This is a genomic window from Bradyrhizobium septentrionale, from assembly GCF_011516645.4.
In the GTDB taxonomy this organism is placed as follows: Bacteria; Pseudomonadota; Alphaproteobacteria; order Rhizobiales; family Xanthobacteraceae; genus Bradyrhizobium; species Bradyrhizobium septentrionale.
Window position 1 is genome coordinate 1,457,200 of record NZ_CP088285.1, and the last position, 22,636, is coordinate 1,479,835.

General features: G+C 65.3%; 24 protein-coding genes. 12 read left to right on the forward strand and 12 right to left on the reverse strand.

Annotation, left to right across the window (positions count from 1 at the left end; all coding sequences use genetic code 11):
* Positions 1–207: 207 nt before the first annotated feature.
* Positions 208–729 (reverse strand): DUF992 domain-containing protein, encoded by a 522-nt coding sequence (locus tag HAP48_RS08855; protein ID WP_166214077.1) that lies wholly within the window; start codon positions 727–729, stop codon positions 208–210.
* Between the two features lie 254 nt (positions 730–983).
* Positions 984–2,186: a pyridoxal phosphate-dependent aminotransferase gene (locus HAP48_RS08860; protein WP_029083465.1), complete on the reverse strand. Its 1,203-nt coding sequence runs from the start codon at positions 2,184–2,186 to the stop codon at positions 984–986.
* Positions 2,187–2,788: 602 nt separating this feature from the next.
* Between HAP48_RS08860 and HAP48_RS08865 the strand changes: the two genes are divergently transcribed.
* From HAP48_RS08865 to HAP48_RS08875, 3 genes are all read left to right on the forward strand, one after another.
* Positions 2,789–3,439 (forward strand): glutathione S-transferase family protein, encoded by a 651-nt coding sequence (locus HAP48_RS08865; protein WP_166216699.1) that lies wholly within the window; start codon positions 2,789–2,791, stop codon positions 3,437–3,439.
* Positions 3,440–3,634: 195 nt separating this feature from the next.
* On the forward strand, positions 3,635–3,811 hold the full coding sequence (locus HAP48_RS08870) for a hypothetical protein (protein WP_166214076.1): 177 nt from the start codon (positions 3,635–3,637) through the stop codon (positions 3,809–3,811).
* A gap of 61 nt (positions 3,812–3,872) precedes the next feature.
* Positions 3,873–4,028 carry a hypothetical protein gene (locus HAP48_RS08875; protein ID WP_166214075.1) on the forward strand — a complete coding sequence of 52 codons (156 nt, stop codon included), beginning with the start codon at positions 3,873–3,875 and terminating at the stop codon, positions 4,026–4,028.
* Here HAP48_RS08875 and HAP48_RS08880 read toward each other — a convergent pair.
* Positions 4,025–4,378: a DMT family protein gene (locus tag HAP48_RS08880; RefSeq protein ID WP_166214074.1), complete on the reverse strand. Its 354-nt coding sequence runs from the start codon at positions 4,376–4,378 to the stop codon at positions 4,025–4,027. The genes HAP48_RS08875 and HAP48_RS08880 overlap by 4 nt on opposite strands.
* Before the next feature lie 210 nt (positions 4,379–4,588).
* Here HAP48_RS08880 and HAP48_RS08885 point away from each other — a divergent pair, with 210 nt between their 5' ends.
* The 3 genes from HAP48_RS08885 (at position 4,589) to HAP48_RS08895 (ending at position 7,179) form a co-directional block, all read left to right on the forward strand.
* Entirely contained in the window at positions 4,589–5,404 is an 816-nt protein-coding gene (locus tag HAP48_RS08885) for a PAS domain-containing protein (protein ID WP_166214073.1), read from the forward strand.
* Positions 5,405–5,503: 99 nt separating this feature from the next.
* Entirely contained in the window at positions 5,504–5,965 is a 462-nt protein-coding gene (locus HAP48_RS08890) for a GNAT family N-acetyltransferase (RefSeq protein ID WP_166214072.1), read from the forward strand.
* Between the two features lie 275 nt (positions 5,966–6,240).
* Positions 6,241–7,179 (forward strand): aldo/keto reductase, encoded by a 939-nt coding sequence (locus HAP48_RS08895; RefSeq protein WP_166214071.1) that lies wholly within the window; start codon positions 6,241–6,243, stop codon positions 7,177–7,179.
* 149 nt (positions 7,180–7,328) lie between these two features.
* Here HAP48_RS08895 and HAP48_RS08900 read toward each other — a convergent pair whose 3' ends face one another.
* Both HAP48_RS08900 and HAP48_RS08905 read right to left on the reverse strand, forming a co-directional pair.
* Positions 7,329–8,558, reverse strand: coding sequence for a DUF1501 domain-containing protein (locus HAP48_RS08900; RefSeq protein WP_166214070.1), 1,230 nt, complete (start codon positions 8,556–8,558; stop codon positions 7,329–7,331).
* The gene (locus tag HAP48_RS08905) at positions 8,555–10,111 is read right to left on the reverse strand and encodes a DUF1800 domain-containing protein (protein WP_166214069.1); all 1,557 of its coding nucleotides are present in this window, start codon (positions 10,109–10,111) and stop codon (positions 8,555–8,557) included. Before HAP48_RS08905 ends, HAP48_RS08900 begins: the two co-directional genes overlap by 4 nt.
* A gap of 327 nt (positions 10,112–10,438) precedes the next feature.
* Here HAP48_RS08905 and HAP48_RS08915 point away from each other — a divergent pair, with 327 nt between their 5' ends.
* On the forward strand, positions 10,439–11,113 hold the full coding sequence (locus tag HAP48_RS08915) for an HAD family hydrolase (protein WP_166214068.1): 675 nt from the start codon (positions 10,439–10,441) through the stop codon (positions 11,111–11,113).
* Between the two features lie 118 nt (positions 11,114–11,231).
* On the opposite strand, the gene HAP48_RS08920 is transcribed toward HAP48_RS08915, so the two are convergent.
* The 3 genes from HAP48_RS08920 to HAP48_RS08930 form a co-directional block, all read right to left on the reverse strand.
* A complete protein-coding gene (locus HAP48_RS08920; protein ID WP_166214067.1) occupies positions 11,232–11,879 on the reverse strand; it encodes a VOC family protein in 648 nt (215 codons plus the stop codon).
* A gap of 338 nt (positions 11,880–12,217) precedes the next feature.
* A complete protein-coding gene (locus HAP48_RS08925) occupies positions 12,218–13,309 on the reverse strand; it encodes a SphA family protein (RefSeq protein WP_224496977.1) in 1,092 nt (363 codons plus the stop codon).
* 387 nt (positions 13,310–13,696) lie between these two features.
* On the reverse strand, positions 13,697–14,293 hold the full coding sequence (locus tag HAP48_RS08930) for a TetR/AcrR family transcriptional regulator (protein WP_166214066.1): 597 nt from the start codon (positions 14,291–14,293) through the stop codon (positions 13,697–13,699).
* Between the two features lie 87 nt (positions 14,294–14,380).
* On the opposite strand from HAP48_RS08930, the gene HAP48_RS08935 reads away from it, so the two are divergent.
* Positions 14,381–15,172, forward strand: a complete 792-nt coding sequence (locus tag HAP48_RS08935; RefSeq protein ID WP_166214065.1) for a crotonase/enoyl-CoA hydratase family protein — start codon at positions 14,381–14,383, stop codon at positions 15,170–15,172.
* A 145-nt stretch (positions 15,173–15,317) separates the two neighbouring features.
* Here the strand turns inward: HAP48_RS08935 and HAP48_RS08940 are convergent, their stop codons facing one another.
* Entirely contained in the window at positions 15,318–16,025 is a 708-nt protein-coding gene (locus HAP48_RS08940; RefSeq protein ID WP_166214064.1) for a glutathione binding-like protein, read from the reverse strand.
* 229 nt (positions 16,026–16,254) lie between these two features.
* Between HAP48_RS08940 and HAP48_RS08945 the strand changes: the two genes are divergently transcribed.
* Both HAP48_RS08945 and HAP48_RS08950 read left to right on the forward strand, forming a co-directional pair.
* On the forward strand, positions 16,255–17,370 hold the full coding sequence (locus HAP48_RS08945; protein WP_166214063.1) for an MBL fold metallo-hydrolase: 1,116 nt from the start codon (positions 16,255–16,257) through the stop codon (positions 17,368–17,370).
* Complete coding sequence (locus HAP48_RS08950) at positions 17,367–17,999, forward strand: SCO family protein (protein WP_166214062.1); 633 nt, start codon at positions 17,367–17,369, stop codon at positions 17,997–17,999. The genes HAP48_RS08945 and HAP48_RS08950 overlap by 4 nt, the downstream gene beginning before the upstream one ends.
* 43 nt (positions 18,000–18,042) lie before the next feature.
* Here HAP48_RS08950 and HAP48_RS08955 read toward each other — a convergent pair whose 3' ends face one another.
* The 3 genes from HAP48_RS08955 to HAP48_RS08965 form a co-directional block, all read right to left on the reverse strand.
* Positions 18,043–19,137 (reverse strand): ISAs1 family transposase, encoded by a 1,095-nt coding sequence (locus HAP48_RS08955; RefSeq protein ID WP_166216142.1) that lies wholly within the window; start codon positions 19,135–19,137, stop codon positions 18,043–18,045.
* Positions 19,138–19,380: 243 nt separating this feature from the next.
* Positions 19,381–19,614, reverse strand: coding sequence for a hypothetical protein (locus tag HAP48_RS08960; protein ID WP_074130215.1), 234 nt, complete (start codon positions 19,612–19,614; stop codon positions 19,381–19,383).
* A gap of 16 nt (positions 19,615–19,630) precedes the next feature.
* The gene (locus HAP48_RS08965) at positions 19,631–20,392 is read right to left on the reverse strand and encodes a sulfite exporter TauE/SafE family protein (protein ID WP_166214061.1); all 762 of its coding nucleotides are present in this window, start codon (positions 20,390–20,392) and stop codon (positions 19,631–19,633) included.
* A gap of 88 nt (positions 20,393–20,480) precedes the next feature.
* On the opposite strand from HAP48_RS08965, the gene HAP48_RS08970 reads away from it, so the two are divergent.
* On the forward strand, positions 20,481–21,383 hold the full coding sequence (locus HAP48_RS08970) for a LysR substrate-binding domain-containing protein (RefSeq protein ID WP_166214060.1): 903 nt from the start codon (positions 20,481–20,483) through the stop codon (positions 21,381–21,383).
* Positions 21,376–22,596, forward strand: a complete 1,221-nt coding sequence (locus tag HAP48_RS08975) for an NAD(P)-binding domain-containing protein (RefSeq protein ID WP_166214059.1) — start codon at positions 21,376–21,378, stop codon at positions 22,594–22,596. The genes HAP48_RS08970 and HAP48_RS08975 overlap by 8 nt, the downstream gene beginning before the upstream one ends.
* The last annotated feature ends 40 nt before the right edge of the window (positions 22,597–22,636 follow it).

The following is a 22,636-nucleotide window of genomic DNA, read 5'->3' on the forward strand; positions in this document are numbered from 1 at the left end:
CGTGTCTGCGGCGCCTGTCGCCTCCTATGCCATAACATCGGATGTACAGCCAGAATTTGCGGTGCTCGGCCACCGATTGTTACGGGATGTGGCGATGTTGCTATGATCCCGCTGCCGTGCAGAACCTGCCGCGCAAAACACAACAAACGACAGACGCAAAAAAAGAGGCCCGCTTTCGCGGGCCCCTTTGATCAAACACCGACCGGCTTAGTGGTGGTGGTGATGACGGTGGTGATGATGACGGCGCGGACCAGCGAGGCGGACCGGCTCGAGATCGATGCCGGCGATGCCGGCCGCGACGTTGAGGCCGGTCTGGCCCTGCACGCTGATCGGCTGCAGCGCGTAAGCGTTGTTCGGGCCGCCGAACAGGAAGTTACCGCCGGCGCCGAGGCCGACCGAAGCGTTGACGCCGACGCCGCCGTAGCTGCCGGCGAGCGCACCGCGCGGGAGCTGCGTGGTCGGCGCGCTGACGGCCCAGGCGAGCTGCGTCGTCGCGGTGACGCCGAGGTCGAGACCGATCCGCTTCACGGTCGCAACATACGGCTCCGGCCGGCGGGCGTTGGCGCTCTGGAACACGCATTCGAGGCGGGCGACGGAGCCGACGACGAAGCCGACATTCTCGCCGCCCTGGCATTGCAGGACCCCGGCCTGAACCTCGGGCGCCGCATTGGCGGTGGCGAACGGCGCCAGCAACGCAAGCGCTGCAAGGGTGAGAGTCGAAAGTCGCATTTGGTCTGTCTCCGCAAGATGAACTGAATTAGCGCGGCGGACAGAAGGGAAGGCTCGTGTCCAAAACAAGGCAGTCCGCAAAGACGCCCTAAAAACTTCGCGCGTGTGGCATCGTCGTTCGCGCACACGCGCGTGAAGTGAGCAGGATGTGATTTGACTCGTCGAATTTACCGGCACGCGATCTCGAGACACAAACAGAAACGCTCCCGCACTTGGTGCAGGAGCGTTTCCTGAGTTTCGTGAGTTCGGAACGACTAGCGCAGATTGCCGCAGAAGCGCTGGATGCGCTTGCAGGCATCATCGAGATCTGAGGTCTTGGTGGCGTAGGAGATGCGGAACGCCGGTCCGAGACCGAACGCCGAGCCCTGCACCACGGCGACACCCTCGCTCTCGAGCAGCTCGGTGACGAAGGTCTCGTCGTTGTCGATCACCTTGCCCGACGGCGCCGTCTTGCCGATCGTGCCGGCGCAGGACGGATACACGTAGAACGCGCCTTCCGGCCGCGGACACTCGATGCCGCTGGCCTGGTTGAGCATCGACACCACGAGGTCGCGGCGCTCCTTGAACACCTTGTTGTTCGCGGCGATGAAGTCCTGCGGACCGTTGAGCGCCTCGACGGAAGCCCATTGCGCGATCGACGACGGGTTCGAGGTCGACTGCGACTGGATCGTCGCCATCGCCTTGATCAGTTGCGCCGGGCCGCCGGCGTAGCCAATGCGCCAGCCGGTCATGCAGTAGGCCTTCGACACGCCGTTCACGGTCAGCGTGCGATCGTAGAGGCTCGGCTCGACCTGCGCCGCGGTGGTGAAGACGAAGTCGTCATAGACGAGGTGCTCGTACATGTCGTCGGTCATCACCCAGACATGCGGATGGCGGACCAGCACGTCGGTGATCGCCTTGAGCTCGCTCCTGGTGTAGGCCGAACCGGTCGGGTTCGACGGCGAGCACAGGATCACCCACTTGGTCTTCGGCGTGATCGCCTTTTCGAGATCCTGCGGACGCAGCTTGAAGCCGCTCGACGCCGGACAGATCACCGGCACCGACTCGCCGCCGGCGAGCGCCACCATCTCGGGATAGCTGACCCAGTACGGCGCCGGGATGATGACCTCGTCGCCTGGATTGATGGTCGCCATCAGCGCATTGTAGAGCACCTGCTTGCCGCCGGTGCCGACGATGATCTGGTTCGGCTTGTAGCTCAGGCCGTTCTCGCGCGAGAACTTGTTGATGATGGCTTCCTTGAGCTCCGGAATGCCGCCGACATCGGTGTACTTGGTCTTGCCGGCCTCGATCGCGTGGATCGCAGCCAGCTTGATGTTGGCGGGCGTGTCGAAGTCCGGCTCGCCGGCACCGAGGCCGATGACGTTGCGGCCCGCGGCTTTCAGCGCGCGTGCTTTGTCCGTGACCGCGATCGTCGCGGACGGCTTCACACGGTCGAGCGCAGCGGACAGGAAGGCCATAATCATCTCCTGGCAAACGTCGTGAGCCGTTCGGCCACGACTTGATTTGAATGGGATCGCGGCACCCTAGGCCTGTCGCCGCTGCATCGCAAGAAGCTTGGCGGCAAAGCACGAAAACTTTCGCGCATGGCCCGCAACGCGCGCAACATTCCGCAAGTTCCGGAGCCAAATGGCTCATATCCGGCAAGCCCGGCGGCGGCGGCTGCAGCCTAGCCGGCAAGGCTTCCGGCGGCCTGCGCCAGCGCGGATTGCTCCGAGGACAATGTGCCGCGCGGCGCGCACCTCGCGGTGCCGACGGCGTGCGGTCCGGCGGGCCCGTCGCGCGTTAAGGTTTGTGAATTGCCGCAGATCCACCACGGCATCGACCGGCACCGTGCACAGCGTCGCGCAGCCGTGATCCGAGTTGTTCTGCCGTGTTGATGGAATCGTTCTGAACGCGTGCAGTGCGGTAGACGTTTCGACTTTTTCCACTGTGCAGGGCTTGCGACGCACCGCTGTCGGCATCATTGTTTAAGCGCGTTGCGGTGTGACAGGCCGCGCAATTTTTCAAGCGTACCGTCTCAGACCAAGTGAACCCGACGCACCGAGTGAACACCGACGCAATGTACAAGCTCTATTCGATGCAGCGCTCTGGCAACAGCTACAAGGTCCGGCTGGCGCTCGCCGTGTTGAACACGCCGTACGAGGCGATCGAGATCGACATCCTGCGCGGCGAGAGCCGCACTCCGGAATTCCTGGCCAAGAATCCGAGCGGCCAGGTGCCGCTGCTGGAAGTCGACGGCCGCCATCTCGCCGAGTCCAATGCCATCCTCTGGTACGTTGCGATCGGCACGCCGCTGGCGCCGGAGTCGCGGATCGAGCGCGCCGAGGCGCTGCAGTGGATGTTCTTCGAGCAGCATGCGCTGGAGCCGAACATCGGGGCCGCCTATTTCTGGCTATCGCTGGTCAAGGGCGGGCGCGACCTGCAGACGCACGCGCTGGAGGACTGGATGGAGCGCGGCTATGCCGCGCTGCAGGTGATGGAAAATCACCTCAAGGGGCACGCCTATTTCGCCGCCGACCAGTTCACGGTCGCCGACATCGCGCTCTACGGCTACACCCATGTCGCCGACCGCTGCGACTTCGACCTCGCGACCTTTCCGTCGGTCCGCGCCTGGCTGAAACGGGTCGAGCAGACCCCCGGATTTGTCTCGATGGATTGGCGGCCCGGGACCGAGGCCGAGCCTGAGGCCCGCCTCACGGCAGGCGTCTGAACAACCGGGTCTGAATATCGGGAATAGCGGGGAAACTGCCCAAATGGCGGGCAAAACCCTCGTCATTGCCGCATTTCTGCCGTTTTCAAAGGGCGCCGCCGCCGCAATCTTGCCGGTGACCACAGGCAGATTTGCTCGGATGTCGCGAGTGATTCGCTCGCGGCCTGAGGGATTTAGACCCCAAGGATTTAGACCATGACACGGTGGTCCGGCACGGCAGGCTTCGATGGCCGCCCTGCCCCAGTGGCATCGTCCCGGCTGACCAACGCGATCGCCGCGTCGCTCGCGCTTGGCGCGCTGACGCTGTGTCTGGTCGTCGCCGTGACGGTGCTGTCGAGCAACATCGGCATGGCAACGGCGTTCCCGGCGTAATCAAGCAATTCCACTTGGCACCTTCATCCGCGGCAAGGCGCGGGAGAGACAGCGGCGCGACATGTTGAAGACCCCCGTCGGACTGGTGACCGTGACGCTGTCGGCGGCAATCCTGCTGGCGGCATCGCTGTTGATCGTGACCGGCACCCAGGGTGAAGACCGCGCGCACCCCGCGCAGCACACGGCGCCTGCCGCCAGGCAGGCCCCACACGACTAACCCCATTTGTGGAAGATCAGGAACGCGCCGGCGGCGATGAAGGCAAAGCCGAGCGCGTGATTCCAGCCCAGCGGCTCCTTCAAATACAGCACCGAGAAGCCGGCGAACACGACCAGCGTGATCACCTCCTGCATGGTCTTGAGCTGCGCCGCCGAGTAGACCGCGCTGCCCCAGCGATTGGCCGGTACCGCAAGCCAGTATTCGAAGAAGGCGATGCCCCAGCTCGCCATGATGACGATGGGGAGCGAGTGATCCTTGAACTTGAGATGGCCGTACCAGGCGAAGGTCATGAAGACGTTCGAGGCGAACAGCATCAGGATCGGCAACAGCGAAGGCGAAATGGTGGGCATCGATGTCCTCTTGCAAGCAAAGCACGCGGTAACCCGCAGGCACGGAACCGGGTTCCATGCCGATCTGCATATCATTTGATTTGAAAGCAGCGAAAGCTGGTTCGGATGGGACAAGGCCACCTTAACGGTCGGGGCCAAAATCCCGGCGCCATCGCGGCTCTGACGTCAAACTACGGCTTTATCGTTCGTTTGACAGAGATGAGAACGCGCATGCGGTTCGACTGGCGTGCAATTTCAGGACCGGCCTTGACGGCGATCACGGCGCTCGCCGCCTTCCTGATCGATCGGCTGATCGTCGCCGTTCCCAATCCCGCGCCGCTGTTCGTCTGCATCGTGGCACTGGCGAGCTCCGTCAGCGGCATCACCTCCGGGTTGATCTCCGCCGCGATCGCGGTCGTCGCCTCGGCACTGTTCTTCCTCGATCATCGTGCGCTGCCCGGTTATGACACCGCCGACGTCGCGCGGATGCTGATGCTGGTCGCGACGACGGCCGGCACCGCAGTGATCACCGGGATGCTGCGGCAGAAATGGATCGATGCCTTTGCCGCGGAGCAGCAGCATCACGCCACCGCGGCCCGGCTCGCCGCCGCGCTCGACCAGGTCGACATCGGCATCGTGCTGCTCGACGCCGACACCCGCGCCGAATTCATCAACCGCGCCTTCCGGGATTATTTCGCGCTGTCGGATGCGCAGGCCGAGAGCAAGCCGCCGTTCGTCGCGCTGATGTATCACGGCCGCGACACCGGCGCCTATGAATTGCCGGAAGACGAACTGAGTGCATTCGTCGCCAAGCGCATCGAGATGATGCGCGCGGGCGATTCCACGCCGATCAACCTCAATCTCGCCGACGGCCAGGTGCTGCGCTTCAGCTGCACGGCGTTGCCCGACGGCGGCCGCATGCTGAGCTACACGCCGGTGACGGACCTGGTGCGGCACACCGACGATCCCGCCAAGGCCGACGAATACCGGGCGCAGCGCGCCGGGCGCGAACGCCATCTGGCGCAGCTGCTGCGCGCCGCCGAGTGAGGCGCGATCGCGCTCGCAATTGATCCCACACGGCGGCAACGATAGAACGTCGCAAGCGATGCACACGCATCGCGCAACGCAGGCCATCCAGGGATCTCCATGTCCGACGACGTCACCATCCGCTTCGTCACGCGCGACGATTACGCCCAGTGGCTTCCCCTCTGGGACGGCTACAACGCCTTCTACGAGCGGTCCGGACCGACGGCGCTCGCGCCCGAGATCACCGCGATGACCTGGTCGCGCTTCTTCGACGCCTATGAGCCGGTGCACGCGCTGGTCGCCGACGCCGGCGGAAAACTGCTTGGGCTGACGCACTATCTGTTTCATCGCTCGACCACGGCGATCGCGCCGACCTGCTACTTGCAGGATCTCTTCACCAGCGAGGCCGCGCGCGGCAAGGGCGTCGGCCGCGCCCTGATCAACGGCGTCTACACGCAGGCGAAGCTTGTGGGTTCGCCGCGCGTCTACTGGCAGACGCATGAGACCAACCACACCGCGATGCAGCTTTATGACAAGGTCGCGGACAGGCCGGGCTTCGTGATCTACCGCAAGATTCTCTGAGCACGGCTGCGCAACCTGTGGATTAACCGGGATGTCACCGGCACGTTACAAAGCCCCGCTAGGCTTCGCTCGCGTAAGATCAGGCCCCCCGTCTCAGATCCTGCGCCCCGAGCGGTCCCCGTCAGTCGCCGCGTCTGACCGGGACCGCTTTTTTTGCGGCATTGCCGTGCGTGATAGGTGCCATGCGTGATCTGCGGTAGGTCGGCACCTTGCCGGGCTCCGGCGTGCACGCCACTATACGCGCCGTCCCCTCGCCTATCCCACAGGATTATCTCATGGAAATTCGTAATCTCGGCGGCTCCGGCCTGCGCGTGTCCGCGGTCGGCATCGGCTGCAACAATTTCGGCCAGCGCACCGATCTGGAAACCTCGCGAAAGGTGATCCACAAGGCGATCGATCTCGGCATCACGCTGTTCGACACCGCCGACATCTATGCCGGCATGGGCGGCTCGGAAACCGTGCTCGGCACCGTGCTGGGCGACCGCCGCAAGGACATCGTGCTCGCCACCAAATATTCCAAGCCGATGGCGAGCGACGGCACCAGGCAGGGCGCTTCGCGGCGCTACATCATGTCCGCCGTCGAAGCGAGCCTCACCCGCCTGAAGACCGACTACATCGATCTCTACCAGCAGCACGACTACGATCCGCTGACGCCGATCGACGAGACGCTGCGCGCGCTCGACGATCTCGTGCGCCAGGGCAAGGTGCGCTACATCGGCAACTCCAACTTCCCAGCCTGGCGCATCGCGGAGGCGGAGTACGTCGCGCACCAGATGAACGTGAACCGCTTCGTGTCCTGCCAGGACGAATACAGCCTCGTGGTGCGTGATATCGAGAAGGATTTGCTGCCTGCGGCGCAGGCGTACAATCTCGGCCTGCTGCCGTTCTTCCCGCTCGCCAGCGGTCTTTTGACCGGCAAGTATCAACGCGGCACTGCTGCGCCCGCCGACACCCGCTTCGCCAAGGCGCCGGCGTTGAAGGATCGTTACGTGACGCCGCGCAACGAAGACATCGTCGAGAAGCTGCAGGCTTTTGCGAGAGAGCGCGGCCACACCATGCTCGAGCTCGCCTTCTCCTGGCTCGCCGCCCGCCCGCAAGTCGCAAGCGTGATCGCCGGCGCGACGCGCCCCGAGCAGATCGAGCAGAACGTCAAGGCGATCAGCTGGAAGCTGAGTGCCGAGGAGATGGCGGAGATCGATCGGATTACGAAGTAACCTTGTCGTCGTCCCGGCGAAGGCCGGGACCCATAACCACAGGGTTACGTTGTTGAGGCGCGCTGTGGCCCCAGCGCGCTGCAACGATAATCAGCGGTGATAATGGGTCCCGGCCTTCGCCGGGACGACAGCGTGATTGGGGCTGGCCGTTAAACCACCAACCCCTTCATCGCCCGCACCGGCGCGCTGTCGGGAAACACCGTCTCCGCCAGCACGCGCTCGCCGAGGCCGAACTCGTCGTGCAGCACGCCCTTGATCACCGCGCGCAGGTCGGTGGTCGGGGCGAGGTCGCGGGCCTGGTAGAGATTGGCCGGCTTGAGGCCCGGCCAGTCGGTGATCATTCGGCCGCCGTTCACCGCGCCGCCGGCGAGCAGCGCGATGGTGCCGGTGCCGTGGTCGGTGCCGTCGGTGCCGTTGATGCGCGCGGTGCGGCCGAACTCGGTGGCGACCACGATCACGGTGTCGCGCCAGCGCGCGCCGAGTCCACTCTGGAATTCCGCCAGCGCACCGTCGAGTCCGCCGAGCAGCTGCGCGAGACGGCCGACCGGGCCGCCTTCATTGGCATGCGTATCCCAGCCGTCGAAGGCGAGCGCGCCGATCCGCGGGCCGTCATCCGCCGCCATCAATTTGGCGGCGCCGCGCGCCACCAGCCGCATCGCCGCCACGCCGCCTGCGCCGGGCTTCGGCTTCATCTCGTCGCCCTGGGCCTGCTTCTCGAGCTGCAATCCCTGCGTCAGTGCGCTCGCCAGCGTCGGATCGCGGTGCTGATAGAGATCGAGCAGCCGCATCGCGGTGTCGTCGGCGGCCTGCGGCAGCGCGGTCGGTGCCCAGCCGACGGTTGGCGCCGCGCCGCGCAACACCAGGGGCGTGGTCGGGCCGACCGCGAGAGCGCTCGTCACCCGCTCGCCTTTCGGCAGCGCCTCCAGCGCGCGATTGAGCCAGCCGGACTGCACGCGGCCGGGACCGGGGAAACCGCTCTCCAGCACATCCTGTCCATCAAAGTGAGAACGATCGCGATAGGAGGTCGCCACCGCATGGACCACCGCAGCCTGCTTGGCGCGATACATCCGCGCGAATTCCGGCATCGCCGGGTGCAGGCCGAAGAACGGATCCAGCATCACCGCCGCGTTCGGCCCGTCGGCCTTCAGCGCGATCGCGCCGTGCAGGCCCGCATAGTCCGGATCGCCAATCGGCGCGACGGTGGCGAGGCCGTCGAGCGCGCCGCGCAGGATCACGACGATAAAGCGGGGATCGCGGCCGTCGGCGGCGCGCGCGAATTTCGGCAAATAGGCCCAGGCGGCAAAGGAGGCGCCGCCGAGCAGTAGCGCGCGCCGCGACGTCGCCTGCAGCATCAGGCTCTCGGAGCAATCCATCGTCATCTCCTCTGGAATTCAGGGGACATCAACAGCAACGCCAGCGCCTGCTGCCGCGACTCGGCACGCTCGATGGTGCGCCGCGTCTCCGGCGAAGCGGCATCCGCGGCCACCAGCTCGAGCAGGTCGCGCGGATCGAACCGGTCGGCGAGCTGGGACGCCAGTTGCGCCGAGATGTCGAGCCTGAGCTTGAGGCCCTCAGGCGCCGCCCAGGCTGCAGCGGTGTCCGGAAAACCGTTCGGTCCGGCCGGCGACCACAAGGGCTGGCCAAGCACGTTGAGGCCGTTGAGATAGCGCGCGGGATCTTCGGGATTGCGCGCCAGCAGCCGGCCAGAGGCGACCAGGAATTCGTAAGGCGAGCGCATCTTCGTCAACGGCGCCTGCCACGCTTCATTCGACCCGACCAGCGCGGTGGCGAGCGCCCTGAGATCGCCGTCGGTCTTGCTGAACGTATCCTGCAGCTTCGCCACCAGCGCCGGCGGCGGATCATCCGCGACAAAGTGGCGGGCGAACTTGGTCGCGATGAATTTTACCGTCGAGGGATGCCGTGCGATATCGGACAGCACCGCCTCGCCCTGCGCGACGCCGGCCTGCGTATAGGTCTTGCCCAGCACCTGCTGCGGACCGGGCTGGTGCGCATTGGCATTGAACACAAAACTGCCGGGCGTGCCGAGCTGGCCCTGCCGGCCGGCAAAGGTCCAGCCGGTGATGACGCGCGCTAGCGACGTCACGTCGTCCTGGGTGTAGCCGCCGCCGACGCCGAGCGTATGCAGCTCCATGATCTCGCGGGCGAGGTTTTCGTTGAGGCCGCGGTTGCGGTTGATGCCGGCGCGCGACTCCGGTCCCAGCGATTGCTGATTGTCGAGGAAGAACAGCATCGCCGGATGCTGCTCGACGGCCTTCAGCATGTCGCCGAAGCGGCCAAGCACATGCGGGCGGATCGCTTCGCGCTCGAACGAGCCGGCCCACATCCGCGCCAGCGCGCCCTTGTTGGCGGAGATGCAGAGGTGGTTGGACCAGAACACCACGAGCCGCTCGACGAAGCCGCAATCGGCGACCACGCCGCGCTGCAGCCGCGCCAGTGCCTCGGCGCGGAACGTCTTCTGGATGATGTTGAGCGGTTGCGCCGGCGGCTTGGGCGGACCGGCCACCGGTTGCATCGTCGGAGGCGGCGTCATCGCTGCATTGGCGTGGTCGACGGCCTGCGTCTGCATCGCAGGATCGATCTCCTTGGCGGCGGAAGAGAGCGACAGATTGCGCCGCTGCTGCGGCTTTGCGTCCGGCCCCTGCGGCGTCTCGCTGGCGCCTGATTGCGCGGCCTTCGCGGCGTTGCGCGCCTGCTGGATCTCGAACTGATAGTCGAACACCTGCTTGCCGAGTTCCGGCGTCGAGAGCAGGCCGGGCACTTCGAGCAGCGCGCCGTTCGGACGCACGAGCTCCGCCAGCACGAAGCCGCGCGGATCGGAGGCGGCGTTGATGAAGTCGCCGGCCGCCCCGCCGCGGGCGCCAAATCCAAATCGGTTGAGGGCAACCAGCGCGGCTTGCGAATCACGGGCCATCACAGCGTCCTCAGCAATTCCCTTGGCGGCCGAACCCGGCTATATCAGCTGCATGGCATCATAGCGCGGTTCGGGATGAACCCGAGATTAATTCGCGCATTAAATCGCGGTTAGAATGCGCCCTTCTTCAAACGATCGTTCCGAACCAGTCTCTGCGCGCCGGCTTGCCTGCACGGCATGCGGCAGCGACTTCTCCTGCTCGCTCGGCGGACCGTGCTGGTGTTCCGACGAAAGCTTTCGCCTGCCGATGCCGACCGACGGCGGCGACTGCCTGTGCCCTTCATGCTTGCGGAAACTGGCGGAGCAGCAGGCAGCGGTGGGCGCAACGTGAACGCACGCTGGACCGTCGACGCCGTCCTGCTCGACATGGACGGCACGCTGCTCGACACCGAGAAGGTTTACTTCGACAGCCTGGTCGCGGCGCTGAATGCCAGCGGCTACACCGATGATGTCGCCGCGCTCTGTCATTCCATGGTCGGACTGCCCGGCCCGGTCTGCGAGGCGATGCTGATCGATCGCTATGGCGCGGCGTTTCCGCTCGCTGACGTCAATCGCGCCTTCATCGTCACCCGCGATCGCATGTTTGACGCCGGCCTGCCGTTGAAGACCGGCACGCTCGAGCTGCTCGACGGCCTTGCCGCCGCCGACTGCCGGACCGCGATCGTGACCTCTTCATCCCGCCGCACGGCCGAGCGCCATCTCACGCTCGCCGGAATCCGCGACCGTTTCGAGACGCTGTTGACGCTCGACGACGTGACGCACGGCAAGCCAAACCCGGAGCTCTATCTGAAGGCCGCCGCGCGGCTTGACGTGACGCCGGCGGCGTGCATCGCCGTGGAAGACTCCAACCACGGCGTCACGGCCGCCCACGCCGCCGGCGCCATCACGCTGATGGTGCCGGACATGGCGGCGCCGACCGAGGCGACGCGCGCGAAATGCGCAGCCGTGCTGCCCGACCTCAACGCAGTGCTGGCGCTGCTGCAGGAGCGCGGCGCACTTTAACCGTCATTGTGAGGAGCTCGCGACAAAATTGCGAAGCAATTTTGCGCTGACGCGACGAAGCAATCCCACTCCACAATTTGTGAGATGGATTGCTTCGCTTCGCTCGCAATGACGGAGGCTACTCAGCGGGCCCGGCAAACAGCAGCAAATTGCCGTCCGGATCCTTGACGATAAAATCCCGCGCGCCCCAAGGCTGCCGCTTCAGCGTCTGGAACAAGTTCACATCAGCCGCCTGAAATTCCAGGAACAGCGCCTTGATCTCGTTGGCGCTCGCGACCGTCAGCGACGCCGCCAGCAACTGTTCGCGATCGCGCAGCGCGCCGTCAATCAGCGGCGCCGCGACGCAGCGCAGATTGAGTTTTGCTCCGTCGCGCGCGACCTGTGCGTAGAACGGCGGCTCGCCATAGGTGAAGGCGACGGTGAAGCCGAGCTTGCCGACGAAGAAGTCGCACGCCGCATTGATATCGGCCACGAACAGCTGCGGCTCGGCAGCGGTGATGAAGGGTCTGGTCGATTGAACGTCTGCACGATTGGTCATGGTCAAGGATCCTGTCTTGAGCGCCTGCCAGCTCTCGAACCCGTGCTGCCGCGCGACCAATTCCTGCGCATCGCCCAGCTTGAAGCTGTGCGCGAGGATTTCGGAATCTGTCATCTGGCTGAAACGGGACAAGCCCGACCTGATCTGGGCGGCGACCGGATGATAACGGTCGCGATGCCTGCGCAGAATCAGCTTGGCCTGCTTGCGAAGGTTTTCGAGATTGGGCATGGGCGCAGCTACGGTTGACGTCGCGTAGGTGGGCATTGCCCCTTCGGCCGAACGCCGATGCGCCCTACATGCAGCGATGCGAGGATGCCGGGAGTTCGCTACGCTGTCAACGGGGCGGCGAGCGGCGTTGACGCTGCGGCCTCGCCAGAAAAGTCGCTTACGTTCGCAACGACGGAGGCCATCGGCCAGGGCGTGTGTTCATAAAGGTCCGCTTCTGAGGGCAAAGCGGATGCCACTCGGCTCGGCCGTCATCGGAGTGTCTATTGGCTGATTGCGTTGCTGCCGCCGCGCCGGATTGATCCTTCAGCACGGCGCCGGTGGCAGCGTCACCGGCGCTGCTACTTTGTGAATCTGGGCCTTGTGGATGTCGGCGGCGTTGGCGCCGCGGGCTGAAGATTGAACGTCAGCCAGACGTTCCAGCCTGCCGGCCGATTTTCATTGGCGAATTCGCCGTAGCCCTTCAGGTTCAGATATCCCTGCATGTCTCCGACCGGGAAAATGTAGCCGACCTGCGGGCCGACGCCGGCCACGCGCGACCGGAAGCAGCCGACGCGATCGCCGGAGCCGCTGTCGCATCCGAGCTGCTGATAGAGGTAACCGACGAGGCCGACCTGCCACTGCTTGGTCAGGAATTGCGACGCGCCCCAATCGAGGTGCATGTCGACGCCGCTTTGATAGTCAGTGGAGGGGTTGACGAAGTTGTAGGTGAATCCCAGCACCGTCGAAAATTCATGCCCGGTCTTTGGATCGAAATAGGTGTAGCCGCCGCCCGCGTCGATTGCCCAGTGCCCAAGCCCCAGATTCGCAAGGCGGCCCGACTGGTAGGCGCCGGCCGGGAGGTCGGCGGTAACGTATGTCATGTAATTGTTGACGCCGGCATTCCAGCGCAGCGCGAACTGCGGGATCAGGTCGCCGAATGCAATGAGCGAGCTGTCGATGCTGTCAAACCGGGAGAAGGGGGACGTGGCGCCGCCCGGTCCCGTCAATGTCCCAACGAGTGATCCCGCCAGCGACGTGGAGTTGGAGCCGTAGGTCGCCAACAGGCTGGCAGAGGCCTGACCACCAAGCACCGGTGTCGCAAAAGTATAAGTCCCGGCCACAAGGCCAAGATTCACATTCGCATTGACGGTCGCGTTCACGGTGGCCGTCAGATTCGCCGGAAAGCGACCAAGCGTGATTTCGCGCGACCGCGCCACGTCGCCGCCGGCGGAAACGGAGGTGTGATAATAAACCGAGGTCACCGACCAGCCCGGCGCCTGCTGAGGAACAGCCGCGAGGCTGCCAAAAAATCCGGGTAGCCAAAAGCTGATGCCATTTTCATCGGCGCGAGCCGCTTGGGTGGAAAGCACCAGCAGAGCGGCAAGCGCCCCAACACTCAAATGCCACTGCGAAAAAAATCTGCGTCCCAAACCAGGTCCAAGGTACCGCATCGCCGATCCCCGACTTTCGCGATCCCGCCATTACTCCGGCGGGGTAGAAACTCTCGGAAACAATAAGCTGACGCCGCCGTTGGTCCATGCGAAATCGGCATACTCGCGTTCAGCCGGCCTTTTATTGAAAGGCTGTGTCCATGACGCCACAGCCTTGGCAGTTTTTGCATAGTCGTCAGGGGCTCTCGACAAGCAAGAGGCGACCTGGCTCGATTGATCCAGATCAATACTTTCGCGGAGACGCGGCCTGACGCAAAGGACTATCCAGGCGCGCTACCGCACATGCTTAAGGCAGGCTCGCTGGTTTTCACGCCACCACGTTCACTCAGACCGGATTCTATGTCGCCTTTTCAGAGCGCAGCGGACGCGGCCTTTATAGGTACACGCCTAGCCTCGTTTACGCCCCGGCTTCGCCAACGCCGTCTCGATCAGCGTGCGCGCGGCCTCGCCGGCCGTCTCCATATAGCTCGCGTCGCGATGCAGCAGCACGACCGCGGATGAGCCGTCCAGCAGCAGCAGGATCTGCCGCGCCAGCTTCAGCGGATCGGCGGTCCCCTGCTCCGCGAAGGTCGCGCGCAGCCAGTCCTCGAACTTCTTCTTGTGCGCGGCGCCGATCCTGATCGCGGGATGCCCGGGCATGTTGGCAAGCTCGGCGGAGGTGCGCAGGAAGCCGCAGCCCTTCCACTTCGGATGCCGCGCCGAGCGCGCGAGGTTCTTGAAGATCGCCTCGACCTTCGCCGGCAGGCCGCCTTCGGCCTCCGCAAACCATTTTCGGAACAGCGCGAGATTGGGCTGGTCGCGCGCGGCCAGATAGGCCGCGACCAGGTCGTCCTTGCTCTTGAAGTGATAATACAGCGTGCGTTTGGTGAGGCCGGCCTTGGCGGCGACCTCGTCGACGCTGACGCGGCGGATGCCTTCATTGTAGAACAGCGCGCTTGCCGCCTGGACAATACGCGCGCGGGTGGGCTCTGAGGGTCTGGGCATGGCCCGTATGTATACTAACCAGTGAATATACACAAATCGCGGCTGACCCTACATTCGGCACTGACACGCCAATGCCGGAGACTGCCCATGCCCGAACCCATCCTGCTCGAGACCAAAGACGGGATCGCCCTGATCACCCTGAACCGTCCCGCGCAGCTCAACGCACTGAACTACGCGCTGATCGATCAGCTGATGGCCGCGCTCGACCGCATCGAGGGCGACGCCGACGTGCGCGCCGTGATCCTGACCGGCGCCGGCGAGCGCGCCTTCTCGGCGGGCGCCGACATCCACGAATTCTCCGGTAGCGTGAAGCAAGGAGCAGCCGTCGCGGTGCGCGACTTCGTCCGCCGCGGTCAGGCGATGACCGCGCGGCTGGAGGCGTTCAGGAAGCCCGTCATCGCCGCGGTCAACGGGCTCGCCTTCGGCGGCGGCTGCGAGATCACGGAGGCGGTGCACCTTGCTGTTGCCAGCGATCGCGCGCTGTTTGCAAAACCCGAGATCAAGCTCGGCATGCCCCCGACCTTCGGCGGCACGCAGCGGCTGCCCCGGCTGGCGGGACGCAAGCGCGGATTGGAATTGCTGCTCGCCGGCGACCCGTTCTCACCCGAGCACGCGCGCGAGATCGGACTGGTCAACCAGATCGTGCCGCATGATCAATTGCTGACGGCCGCGCGCGAACTCGCCTGCCGCATCATCAGGCATTCGCCCGATGCCGTTGCCAGCACCATCACCGCGGTGACGCGCGGGCTCAACATGCCGATTGCCGAGGGCCTTCTGGTCGAGAGCGAGCAGTTCGCCGCGCTGGTGCCGGGCCGTGATCTCGCCGAGGGGCTCGCGGCGTGGAGGGAGCGGCGGCCGGCGAAATATGTTGGGGCGTGAGCGATCTATATCAGTTCGTCATGCCCGGGCATAGCCGTCCGAAGGACGGCGTCGCTTCCGCTCGCCTATGACCCGGGCATCCACGACTTTCCACGCCAAGACTATGGATGGCCGGGTCAAGCCCGGCCATGACACATGGAGAACTTTACCGCACCACCGCCGCGGTCTGCCCGAACAGCAGCTTGCGCTCTTCCTCGGTGCGGATCGCGGGCTGGCCGAAATTCGGGTTGACCTCCTTCGCCTTGGCATAGGCGCGCTCGGTCGCGGGGCGCTTGCCGATCGTCTCCAGCCAGCGCTTCAGATGCGGGAAGTCCTCGATCTCCTGGCCCTGGTTCTTGTAGGGCACCACCCAGGGATAGCTTGCCATGTCGGCGATCGAATAGTCGCCGGCGATAAACTCGCGGTCGGCGAGCCGCTTGTTGAGCACGCCGTAGAGCCGGTTGGTCTCGTTGACATAGCGGTCGATCGCGTAAGGCAGTTTCTCCACCGCATAGTTGCGGAAGTGATGGTTCTGCCCGGCCATCGGCCCGAGCCCGCCCATCTGCCAGAACGTCCACTGGATCGCGTCATAGCGGCCGTAGAGATCCGCAGGCAGGAATTTTCCGGTCTTCTCGGCGAGATAGAGCAGGATCGCGCCGGACTCGAACAGGGAGATCGGCTTGCCGCCGCCCTTCGGCGCGTGATCAAGGATCGCGGGAATGCGGTTGTTCGGCGCGACTTGCAGGAAATCCGGCTTGAACTGATCGCCCTTGCCGATGTTGACCGGGAAGATCCTGTATTCCAATCCGGTCTCCTCGAGGATCATCGTTATCTTGTGACCGTTCGGCGTGGACCAGTAATGGAGGTCGATCATGGGGCGATCCTGCGTTTCCGGAGATTGCTGATATCGTGCATCCGGCGAGAAAGATGCGATTGCATGGATTTGGGCGCAAAGCCGCCCCGAGTCAATGGCGCGCGCATTGCACCGCGCGCGAATGTGATCTGCAGGCAGCGCAAGTGCGCGATTGAGCGGCGCCCCGATTGCTCCTAGGCTCCGCCTCGGTTCGCGCTGATATGAATTTTCAAGAAAATGGGGCATTGCAATGACACGGGATTTGGCACGACGTGATTTCCTGAAAGGTTCGGCGGCGATCGCCGGCGCCGCAGCCGCGGGCGCTTTCTCCTGCGTCGAGATCGCGAGCGCGGCGCCGATCCAGGTGCCGACCGTCGACAAGCTGTCGATCCGCGTCCTCGTCGATTCCAGCTTTGACTTGTTCCTGCGGCCCAAGCAGGCGCACGGCGTCTCAATCGCGCCGGCGGCACGCGGCCCCGACTTCCGCAAATCGCTGCACAATGAATGGGGCCTGTCGCTGTGGCTGGAATCGGAGGCCGCGGGCAGCCAGCGCACGCTGATGCTGGACTATGGCTACACGCCCGAGGTGCTGCTCAACAACATGGAACTGGTCGGCGTCGATCCCGCCAAGCTCGACGGACTGATCGTGAGCCATGGGCATTACGATCATTTCGGCGGCCTCAACGGCTTCCTCGACAAATTCCGCGACAGGCTGCCGGCCGATGTGAAGCTCTATGCCGGCGGCGAGGATAATTTCTGCCACCGCGTCAGCGCGACGCCAACCAAGGGCCAGTTCGCCGATTTCGGCACGCTCGACCGCCGCCAGCTCGCCGCGCAGCGCGTCACCACGGTGCTGTGCGAGACCCCGACCGTGATCGCGGGCCACGCTTTCACCACCGGCAAGATCACCCGCCGCAGCATCGAGCGCGTGCTGCCGCAGACCTGGGTCGAGTTCAGCATGAAGGACGGGCTCGGCTGCAACGCCAGCCACTATCTGCCGGCCGAGATGGAAGGCAAGATCGTGCCGGACGAGCACATCCACGAGCACGCGACCTGCTTCAACGTGAAGGATTTCGGCCTGGTCGTGATCTCGTCCTGCGGCCATGTCGGCATCGTCAATTCGGTGAAGCAGGCGCAGGAGGTCTCGGGCATCCAGAAGGTGCATGCGATCGTCGGCGGCTTCCATCTCGGGCCGGCGCCGAAGGACTACCTCACCGAGGTCGTCGCCGAGATCAAGAAGCTCGACCCCGACGTATTGATCCCCATGCATTGCTCCGGGCTCAACTTCGTGCAGGAGGCGACCGCGCAGATGGGCGACAAGGTGCTGGTCACGACGACGGGCAGCCGCCTCTCCTTCGGCATATGACCCGAAACATCCTGCGCGCTATCGCATGCGCCGGCGCCGGTCTATGGTTGACGCTGGCGTCAGCACTCGCCGGCGATGCACTGGGGCAATCGGCGCGCTCGGCCGCCGAGATCATGGACATCCTGATGTGGAATCGGGAGCCGGTCGGAGGCCCGTTCGCGCTGACCGATCAGGCCGGCCATGCGCGCACCGACGAGGAGTTTCGCGGCAAGTTGATGCTGGTCTATTTCGGCTTCACCTATTGCCCCGACGTCTGCCCGACCGATCTGCAGGCGATCGCGCTAACTCTCGACAAGCTCGGCCCTGACGGCGATCAGGTGCAGCCGATCTTCATCACGGTCGATCCCGAGCGCGACACCGCCGCGCATCTGGCGGAGTATGTGCCGCTGTTCCATCCGCGGCTGATCGGCCTTACCGGCAGCTTTGAAGCGATCCGCCAGCTGGCCGATGCCTACAAGGTCTACTACGCCAGGGTGCCGCTGAAGGACGACGACTACACCGTCGATCACACCGCCTACATCTATCTGATGGACCGCGACGGCAATTATCTCGGCTTCTTCCCGCCCGGCACGTCGGCCGACCGGATGGTCGAGATCATCCGGCCGAGGCTCGCCGAGCCGGCGCGCTAGTGCCGCAGCGGAATTGCCCTCCCTCTCCCGCTTGCGGGCAGGGCTATCGCATATGGGCCAGGGCTTTGAGGAGGTAGTCGTCGTTCCATGCGCATTTTTTGATGCGGTGGCTGATAGGGACCTTCGGCGGGTCGGTCATCTGCAGGATATTTTTTGCGATTCGCTTGAGGATGGCGATGTTGGCAGGTGCGTGGTCCTTGCGAGCTCGGTTCATATCCTCGGCGAGATGAACATCAAGCATCCAGTGCAGGCCGTTCTCGACCTGCCAATGGGCTCGCGTGATGTCGAGGGCCTGCTGCGGCGAGAACACGCGCGAGGTCATGAACAAGCGCGTCAGCGGCTCGGACCGATCACGCCGGGAAGTGATCCGGATGATGGCGGCATGGCCGGGCATCAGCGCGGTCTCGACCGGCACCACCTCAGCTTTCCGCCATTCGTCGCGGCCATGACCGCGTTCCGTCTGCTCGACAACCGGTGGCGAGGGCGCTCGTGCCAGCAGGCTCTCGGCTTCCTTGTGCCAGTGACCACGGTTGCCTTTCAGCGCCAGCACATAGTCCGCATTCTGTTCGACGACCGCCTCGGCCATCCGGCGATGGCAATGCAGCGCGTCGGCCGTGACGATCTTGTCAGTCAGATCAATCAGCGCGATCACCTTCAGGGCGGCCTCAATCTCGTTCTCGGCCGCCGTCGGCGACGCGGCCGCAAGGCAAAGCCGGGTTTGCGTGGCGAAGGCCGAGACCGTCAGCGGCGGATAGGCCTGCTGGCCTTGTTCATAGGCGCGCCGCAAGGCCTTGCCGTCGAGCGCGACCACCTCGTCTGGCGTGGCCACAGTCGTGCCGCTGGATTCGCCGAGCGCCCGGGCAAAACCCGCGGCAAACGACGCAAAAGCCTGCTCGAACGCCCGCGGATCCAGCAGCCGCAAAAGCCGCGAGAAAGTATCGTGGCTGGGGGCCACGTCGTAATCGATCAGGCGAGACAGCACAGCCCTGCGGGTCTCCGCGAACAACGCAAATTCGGTTGCTGTCGCGGCCCCGCACAGGCTCGCGGCGACCATCATCACGATCAGGTCGCCCAACCGATGCGTCGCGTTTCCGGCTCGGGGGTCGGGAACCGATCCAAAACAGGTTTCCAGGCAGATGGCCGTTTCTCCTTCGAAAAACTGCCTCCCTCAAGAATCCCTATTCAGCCTCAACACAAGAAAAATCCATATGCGATTCCCCTGCGCTTGCGGGGGAGGGTCGGGGTGGGGGTCTCACCGCGAGTCGCTTCGTGGAGAGAGCCCCCACCCGGATTGTATCTACGATGCAATCCGACCGCCCCCCGCAAGCGGGAGAGGTGAAGCGAGTTCTCGGATCGGCCGCGCACTTCTTAATGCATCCGCTCAATGCATCCGTCCATGCGCGCGCAAAAACGTCTCGCCGGTTTCGGTCACCATCACCCGCATGCCCTCGACTGAGGGGCGGCGCGCGACATAGCCGCGGTCGACGGCATCCTCCCAGATCGTCAGCCGCGGGCATGAGGTGCGCCAGACCTCGAGCACCTCGGCATAGCGCCGCGGCTCGCGCGCGACCCACTCCACAAGGTCCAGCACCAGAGCATCGGTGGTCTCGGTCATCGGAGGTCTCCCGTTGCTATTGCGCGACGGCGCTATCGCCCGCGAACATCAGCCAGCCGCCGTAAAGGATGTAGTAGCTCGCAACCGTCGTGATCAGGCGGTTGGCCCAGGTGCGGAACTGCTGGTCGCTCATCGCCTCCAATATCCGCCGCGCCAGCGAGGTGCCGAGCATCGATGCCGCGACCGCAACCAGCGCCAGCACGGGATCGAGCGAGGCAGCCTGGTCGATGATGCCGCCGAAATAGATCAGCTTGGTGAAGTGGCTCGCGACCTGGCAGGTCGCCTTGGTCGCCACCGTCTCGCGCCGGCCGAAATTGCCGCCGAGGAAGAAGGTGTCCATCAGCGGACCGGAGACGCCGGTCATCAGCATCAGCCCCATGCAGACCGAGCCGTAGAATGTCCCCTGCCAGAGGCTGTCCGGATTCGGCTTGATGCCCTTCGGCACCAGCCGCGCCAGGAACGGCGTGACGCCGAGCAGCAGCAGCGCGACCGGCTTGTCCGGCACGTAGCGGGTGATCGACCACAGCCCAAGCGCCAGCGCACAGCCGATCAGGTAGACCGCGACCGGCCGCCAGCGGATGTGCCGCCGCCACAGGAAAGCGCGCCAGCCGTTCGAAGCCATCTGGGTGATCGCGTGCAGCACCATCGCCGACGGCAGCGGCAGGATCGCCAGCAGCACGCCGATCAGGATCAGCCCGCCGGCCATGCCGAACAGTCCCGACAGGAACGCCGTCGCGACCATGAGGGCACCGAGTGCTGCGATCAGGAGGGGGCTCATGCTCTATCTCCGCCAATATTTCTGCCGCGCTTGGCCTGCGCCCGCAAACTGAGTTATCTTGCCCTTGCATCAGTTTTCCTGAGGGTTCATGCGGCGGCTGCTCTTTCTCAACGGCATCAAGGCGTTCGAAGCCGCGGCGCGGACCGGCAGCTTCGCGGCCGCAGGCCACGAGCTCAACGTCTCGGCCGCCGCGATCAGCCGGATGGTGCATCTCCTGGAAGAGCGGCTCGGCGTCGCGCTGTTCGAGCGCAAGGCCAACCGCTTGGTCACCACACCGGCCGGCCGCGCCTATCAAGGCGGGCTGACGCCGATCTTCGACGCGCTGGCGAGCCTCACCGCGCAGGTCACCGCGTCGGCGAGCGCGCGCGTGCTGACCGTCGGCGTCGGCCCGACATTCGCGATGAAATGGATGATCCCGCACCTCGCCGAATTCCGCAAAGCGGAGCCCGACATCGAGGTGCGCATCACCACCGGCGGCATGGCGGCGCCGTTCGGCGACGACTGGAGCTGCGGCATCCAGCTCGGCGACGGCCAGTGGCCGGGCCTCGTCGCCGAACCGCTGTTCGCCGCCGACCTCATGCCGGTGTGCACGGCACGGCTCGCCAACGGCTTGAAGCGCCCCGCCGATCTCAAGGGGCCGAGCCTGATCCGCGTCGCGCATTCGCCCGACGACTGGCCGTCATGGCTGAAGGCCGCCGGCGTATCGCGGGTCAACGCACGCGGACCGGAATTCCAGTTCTACGGCCAGGCGCTGCAGGCCGCGGTCGACGGGCTCGGCATCGCGATGGGGATCCGGCCCTATATCGATGATGATCTCGCCGCCGGCCGGCTGGTGGCGCCGTTCGCGCTCAGCGTGCCGAAGGGGATGCGCTGGTATCTGGTCTATCGCGGCTTCCATGCCGAGCAGCGCGATTTCGCCGCGTTCCGGCGCTGGATCATCCGCGCCGCGGCGGAGCCCGCCGCCCGCCGCAAGGGGACGCGCAGTGCCTGACGAGACGATCGATACGCTGGTGATCGGCGGCGGCCAGGCCGGGCTCACCATGAGCCACCGGCTGAAGCAGCGCGGCATCGCGCATCTGGTGCTCGAGCGACAGCGCATCGGCGAGCGCTGGCGCAGCGAGCGCTGGGACGGATTGATGTTCCAGTTCCCGAACTGGTCGGTGCGGTTGCCCGAGTTCGCGTTCCCGCACCGCGATCCCGACGGCTTCTCGCCGACGAGCGCGATCGTCGACTTCATCGAGGCTTACGCCGCCTTCGTCGCGCCGCCGATCCGCTGCGGCGTCGCGGTGACACGGCTGCGCGGTAACGACAGCGGCGGTTTCATCGCCGAGACCGCGGACGGACGCATCACAGCCCGGAACGTCGTCGTCGCCACCGGCCCCTATCAGCGGCCGCTGCGGCCGGACATCCTGCGCGACGCCGATATCTTCCAGGTCCACGCCAGCGGTTACAAAAATCCCGCGCAATTGCCTGACGGCGCCGTGCTGGTGATCGGCGCCGGCGCCTCCGGCGCGCAGATCGCCGAAGAGCTCGCGCGCGCCGGCCGCCGCGTCCTGCTCTCGGTCGGACAGCACAGCCGGCTGCCGCGCCGCTATCGCGGCCACGACCTGATCTGGTGGCTCGCCGAGATGGGCATCGACCAGAGACCGGTCGAGGAACGCGGCCCGTCGCGCCTGCTGCCGGTGATCTCGGGCGCCCATGGCGGCCAGACCGTCGACTTCCGCCGCTTCGCGGCCGAAGGCATCACGCTGCTCGGCCGCGTCAGCGCCTATAACGACGGCGTGATCACGATCGCGCCCGACCTTGCCGAGAACATCGGCAATGGCGATGCGTATTACGCGACGTTCCTCGCCATGGTCGACGACTTCATCGCCGCGCGCGGGCTCGATTGCTCGCCTGATCCCGCCGCCCGCGCCCGCCTGCCCGACCCGGTCTGCCTCACGACGCCGTTGTGCGAGCTCGACCTGCGCAGCGAGGGCATCACCGCCGTGATCTGGGCCACCGGCTACGGCCTCGATCTGAACTGGATCGATATACCGGTGCTGGATGCCAACGGAGCACCCCGACACCGCCACGGCGTCTCCGACGTGCCCGGCCTCTATTTCCTCGGCCTGCAATGGTTGTCGCGGATGAAATCCTCGTTCCTGTCCGGCGTCGGCGACGACGCGGCCGATCTTGCCGATCACATCGCCGCCCGCGGCTAGCGCATTTTCGAGCGAATTGAGTATCGGTTCGCGCGAAGAA

What these genes read in the sequence shown, in the direction of transcription:
- HAP48_RS08965 (WP_166214061.1), bottom strand. Translation starts at nt 20,392, where the DNA reads ATGAGCCCCCTCCTGATCGCAGCACTCGGTGCCCTCATGGTCGCGACG.
- HAP48_RS08940 (WP_166214064.1), bottom strand. Translation starts at nt 16,025, where the DNA reads ATGATCGACCTCCATTACTGGTCCACGCCGAACGGTCACAAGATAACG.
- HAP48_RS08890 (WP_166214072.1), top strand. Translation starts at nt 5,504, where the DNA reads ATGTCCGACGACGTCACCATCCGCTTCGTCACGCGCGACGATTACGCC.
- HAP48_RS08960 (WP_074130215.1), bottom strand. Translation starts at nt 19,614, where the DNA reads ATGACCGAGACCACCGATGCTCTGGTGCTGGACCTTGTGGAGTGGGTC.
- HAP48_RS08905 (WP_166214069.1), bottom strand. Translation starts at nt 10,111, where the DNA reads ATGGCCCGTGATTCGCAAGCCGCGCTGGTTGCCCTCAACCGATTTGGA.
- HAP48_RS08935 (WP_166214065.1), top strand. Translation starts at nt 14,381, where the DNA reads ATGCCCGAACCCATCCTGCTCGAGACCAAAGACGGGATCGCCCTGATC.
- HAP48_RS08855 (WP_166214077.1), bottom strand. Translation starts at nt 729, where the DNA reads ATGCGACTTTCGACTCTCACCCTTGCAGCGCTTGCGTTGCTGGCGCCG.
- HAP48_RS08885 (WP_166214073.1), top strand. Translation starts at nt 4,589, where the DNA reads ATGCGGTTCGACTGGCGTGCAATTTCAGGACCGGCCTTGACGGCGATC.
- HAP48_RS08950 (WP_166214062.1), top strand. Translation starts at nt 17,367, where the DNA reads ATGACCCGAAACATCCTGCGCGCTATCGCATGCGCCGGCGCCGGTCTA.
- HAP48_RS08930 (WP_166214066.1), bottom strand. Translation starts at nt 14,293, where the DNA reads ATGCCCAGACCCTCAGAGCCCACCCGCGCGCGTATTGTCCAGGCGGCA.
- HAP48_RS08920 (WP_166214067.1), bottom strand. Translation starts at nt 11,879, where the DNA reads ATGCCCAATCTCGAAAACCTTCGCAAGCAGGCCAAGCTGATTCTGCGC.
- HAP48_RS08860 (WP_029083465.1), bottom strand. Translation starts at nt 2,186, where the DNA reads ATGGCCTTCCTGTCCGCTGCGCTCGACCGTGTGAAGCCGTCCGCGACG.
- HAP48_RS08900 (WP_166214070.1), bottom strand. Translation starts at nt 8,558, where the DNA reads ATGACGATGGATTGCTCCGAGAGCCTGATGCTGCAGGCGACGTCGCGG.
- HAP48_RS08925 (WP_224496977.1), bottom strand. Translation starts at nt 13,309, where the DNA reads ATGCGGTACCTTGGACCTGGTTTGGGACGCAGATTTTTTTCGCAGTGG.
- HAP48_RS08880 (WP_166214074.1), bottom strand. Translation starts at nt 4,378, where the DNA reads ATGCCCACCATTTCGCCTTCGCTGTTGCCGATCCTGATGCTGTTCGCC.
- HAP48_RS08895 (WP_166214071.1), top strand. Translation starts at nt 6,241, where the DNA reads ATGGAAATTCGTAATCTCGGCGGCTCCGGCCTGCGCGTGTCCGCGGTC.
- HAP48_RS08865 (WP_166216699.1), top strand. Translation starts at nt 2,789, where the DNA reads ATGTACAAGCTCTATTCGATGCAGCGCTCTGGCAACAGCTACAAGGTC.
- HAP48_RS08870 (WP_166214076.1), top strand. Translation starts at nt 3,635, where the DNA reads ATGACACGGTGGTCCGGCACGGCAGGCTTCGATGGCCGCCCTGCCCCA.
- HAP48_RS08875 (WP_166214075.1), top strand. Translation starts at nt 3,873, where the DNA reads ATGTTGAAGACCCCCGTCGGACTGGTGACCGTGACGCTGTCGGCGGCA.
- HAP48_RS08945 (WP_166214063.1), top strand. Translation starts at nt 16,255, where the DNA reads ATGACACGGGATTTGGCACGACGTGATTTCCTGAAAGGTTCGGCGGCG.
- HAP48_RS08970 (WP_166214060.1), top strand. Translation starts at nt 20,481, where the DNA reads ATGCGGCGGCTGCTCTTTCTCAACGGCATCAAGGCGTTCGAAGCCGCG.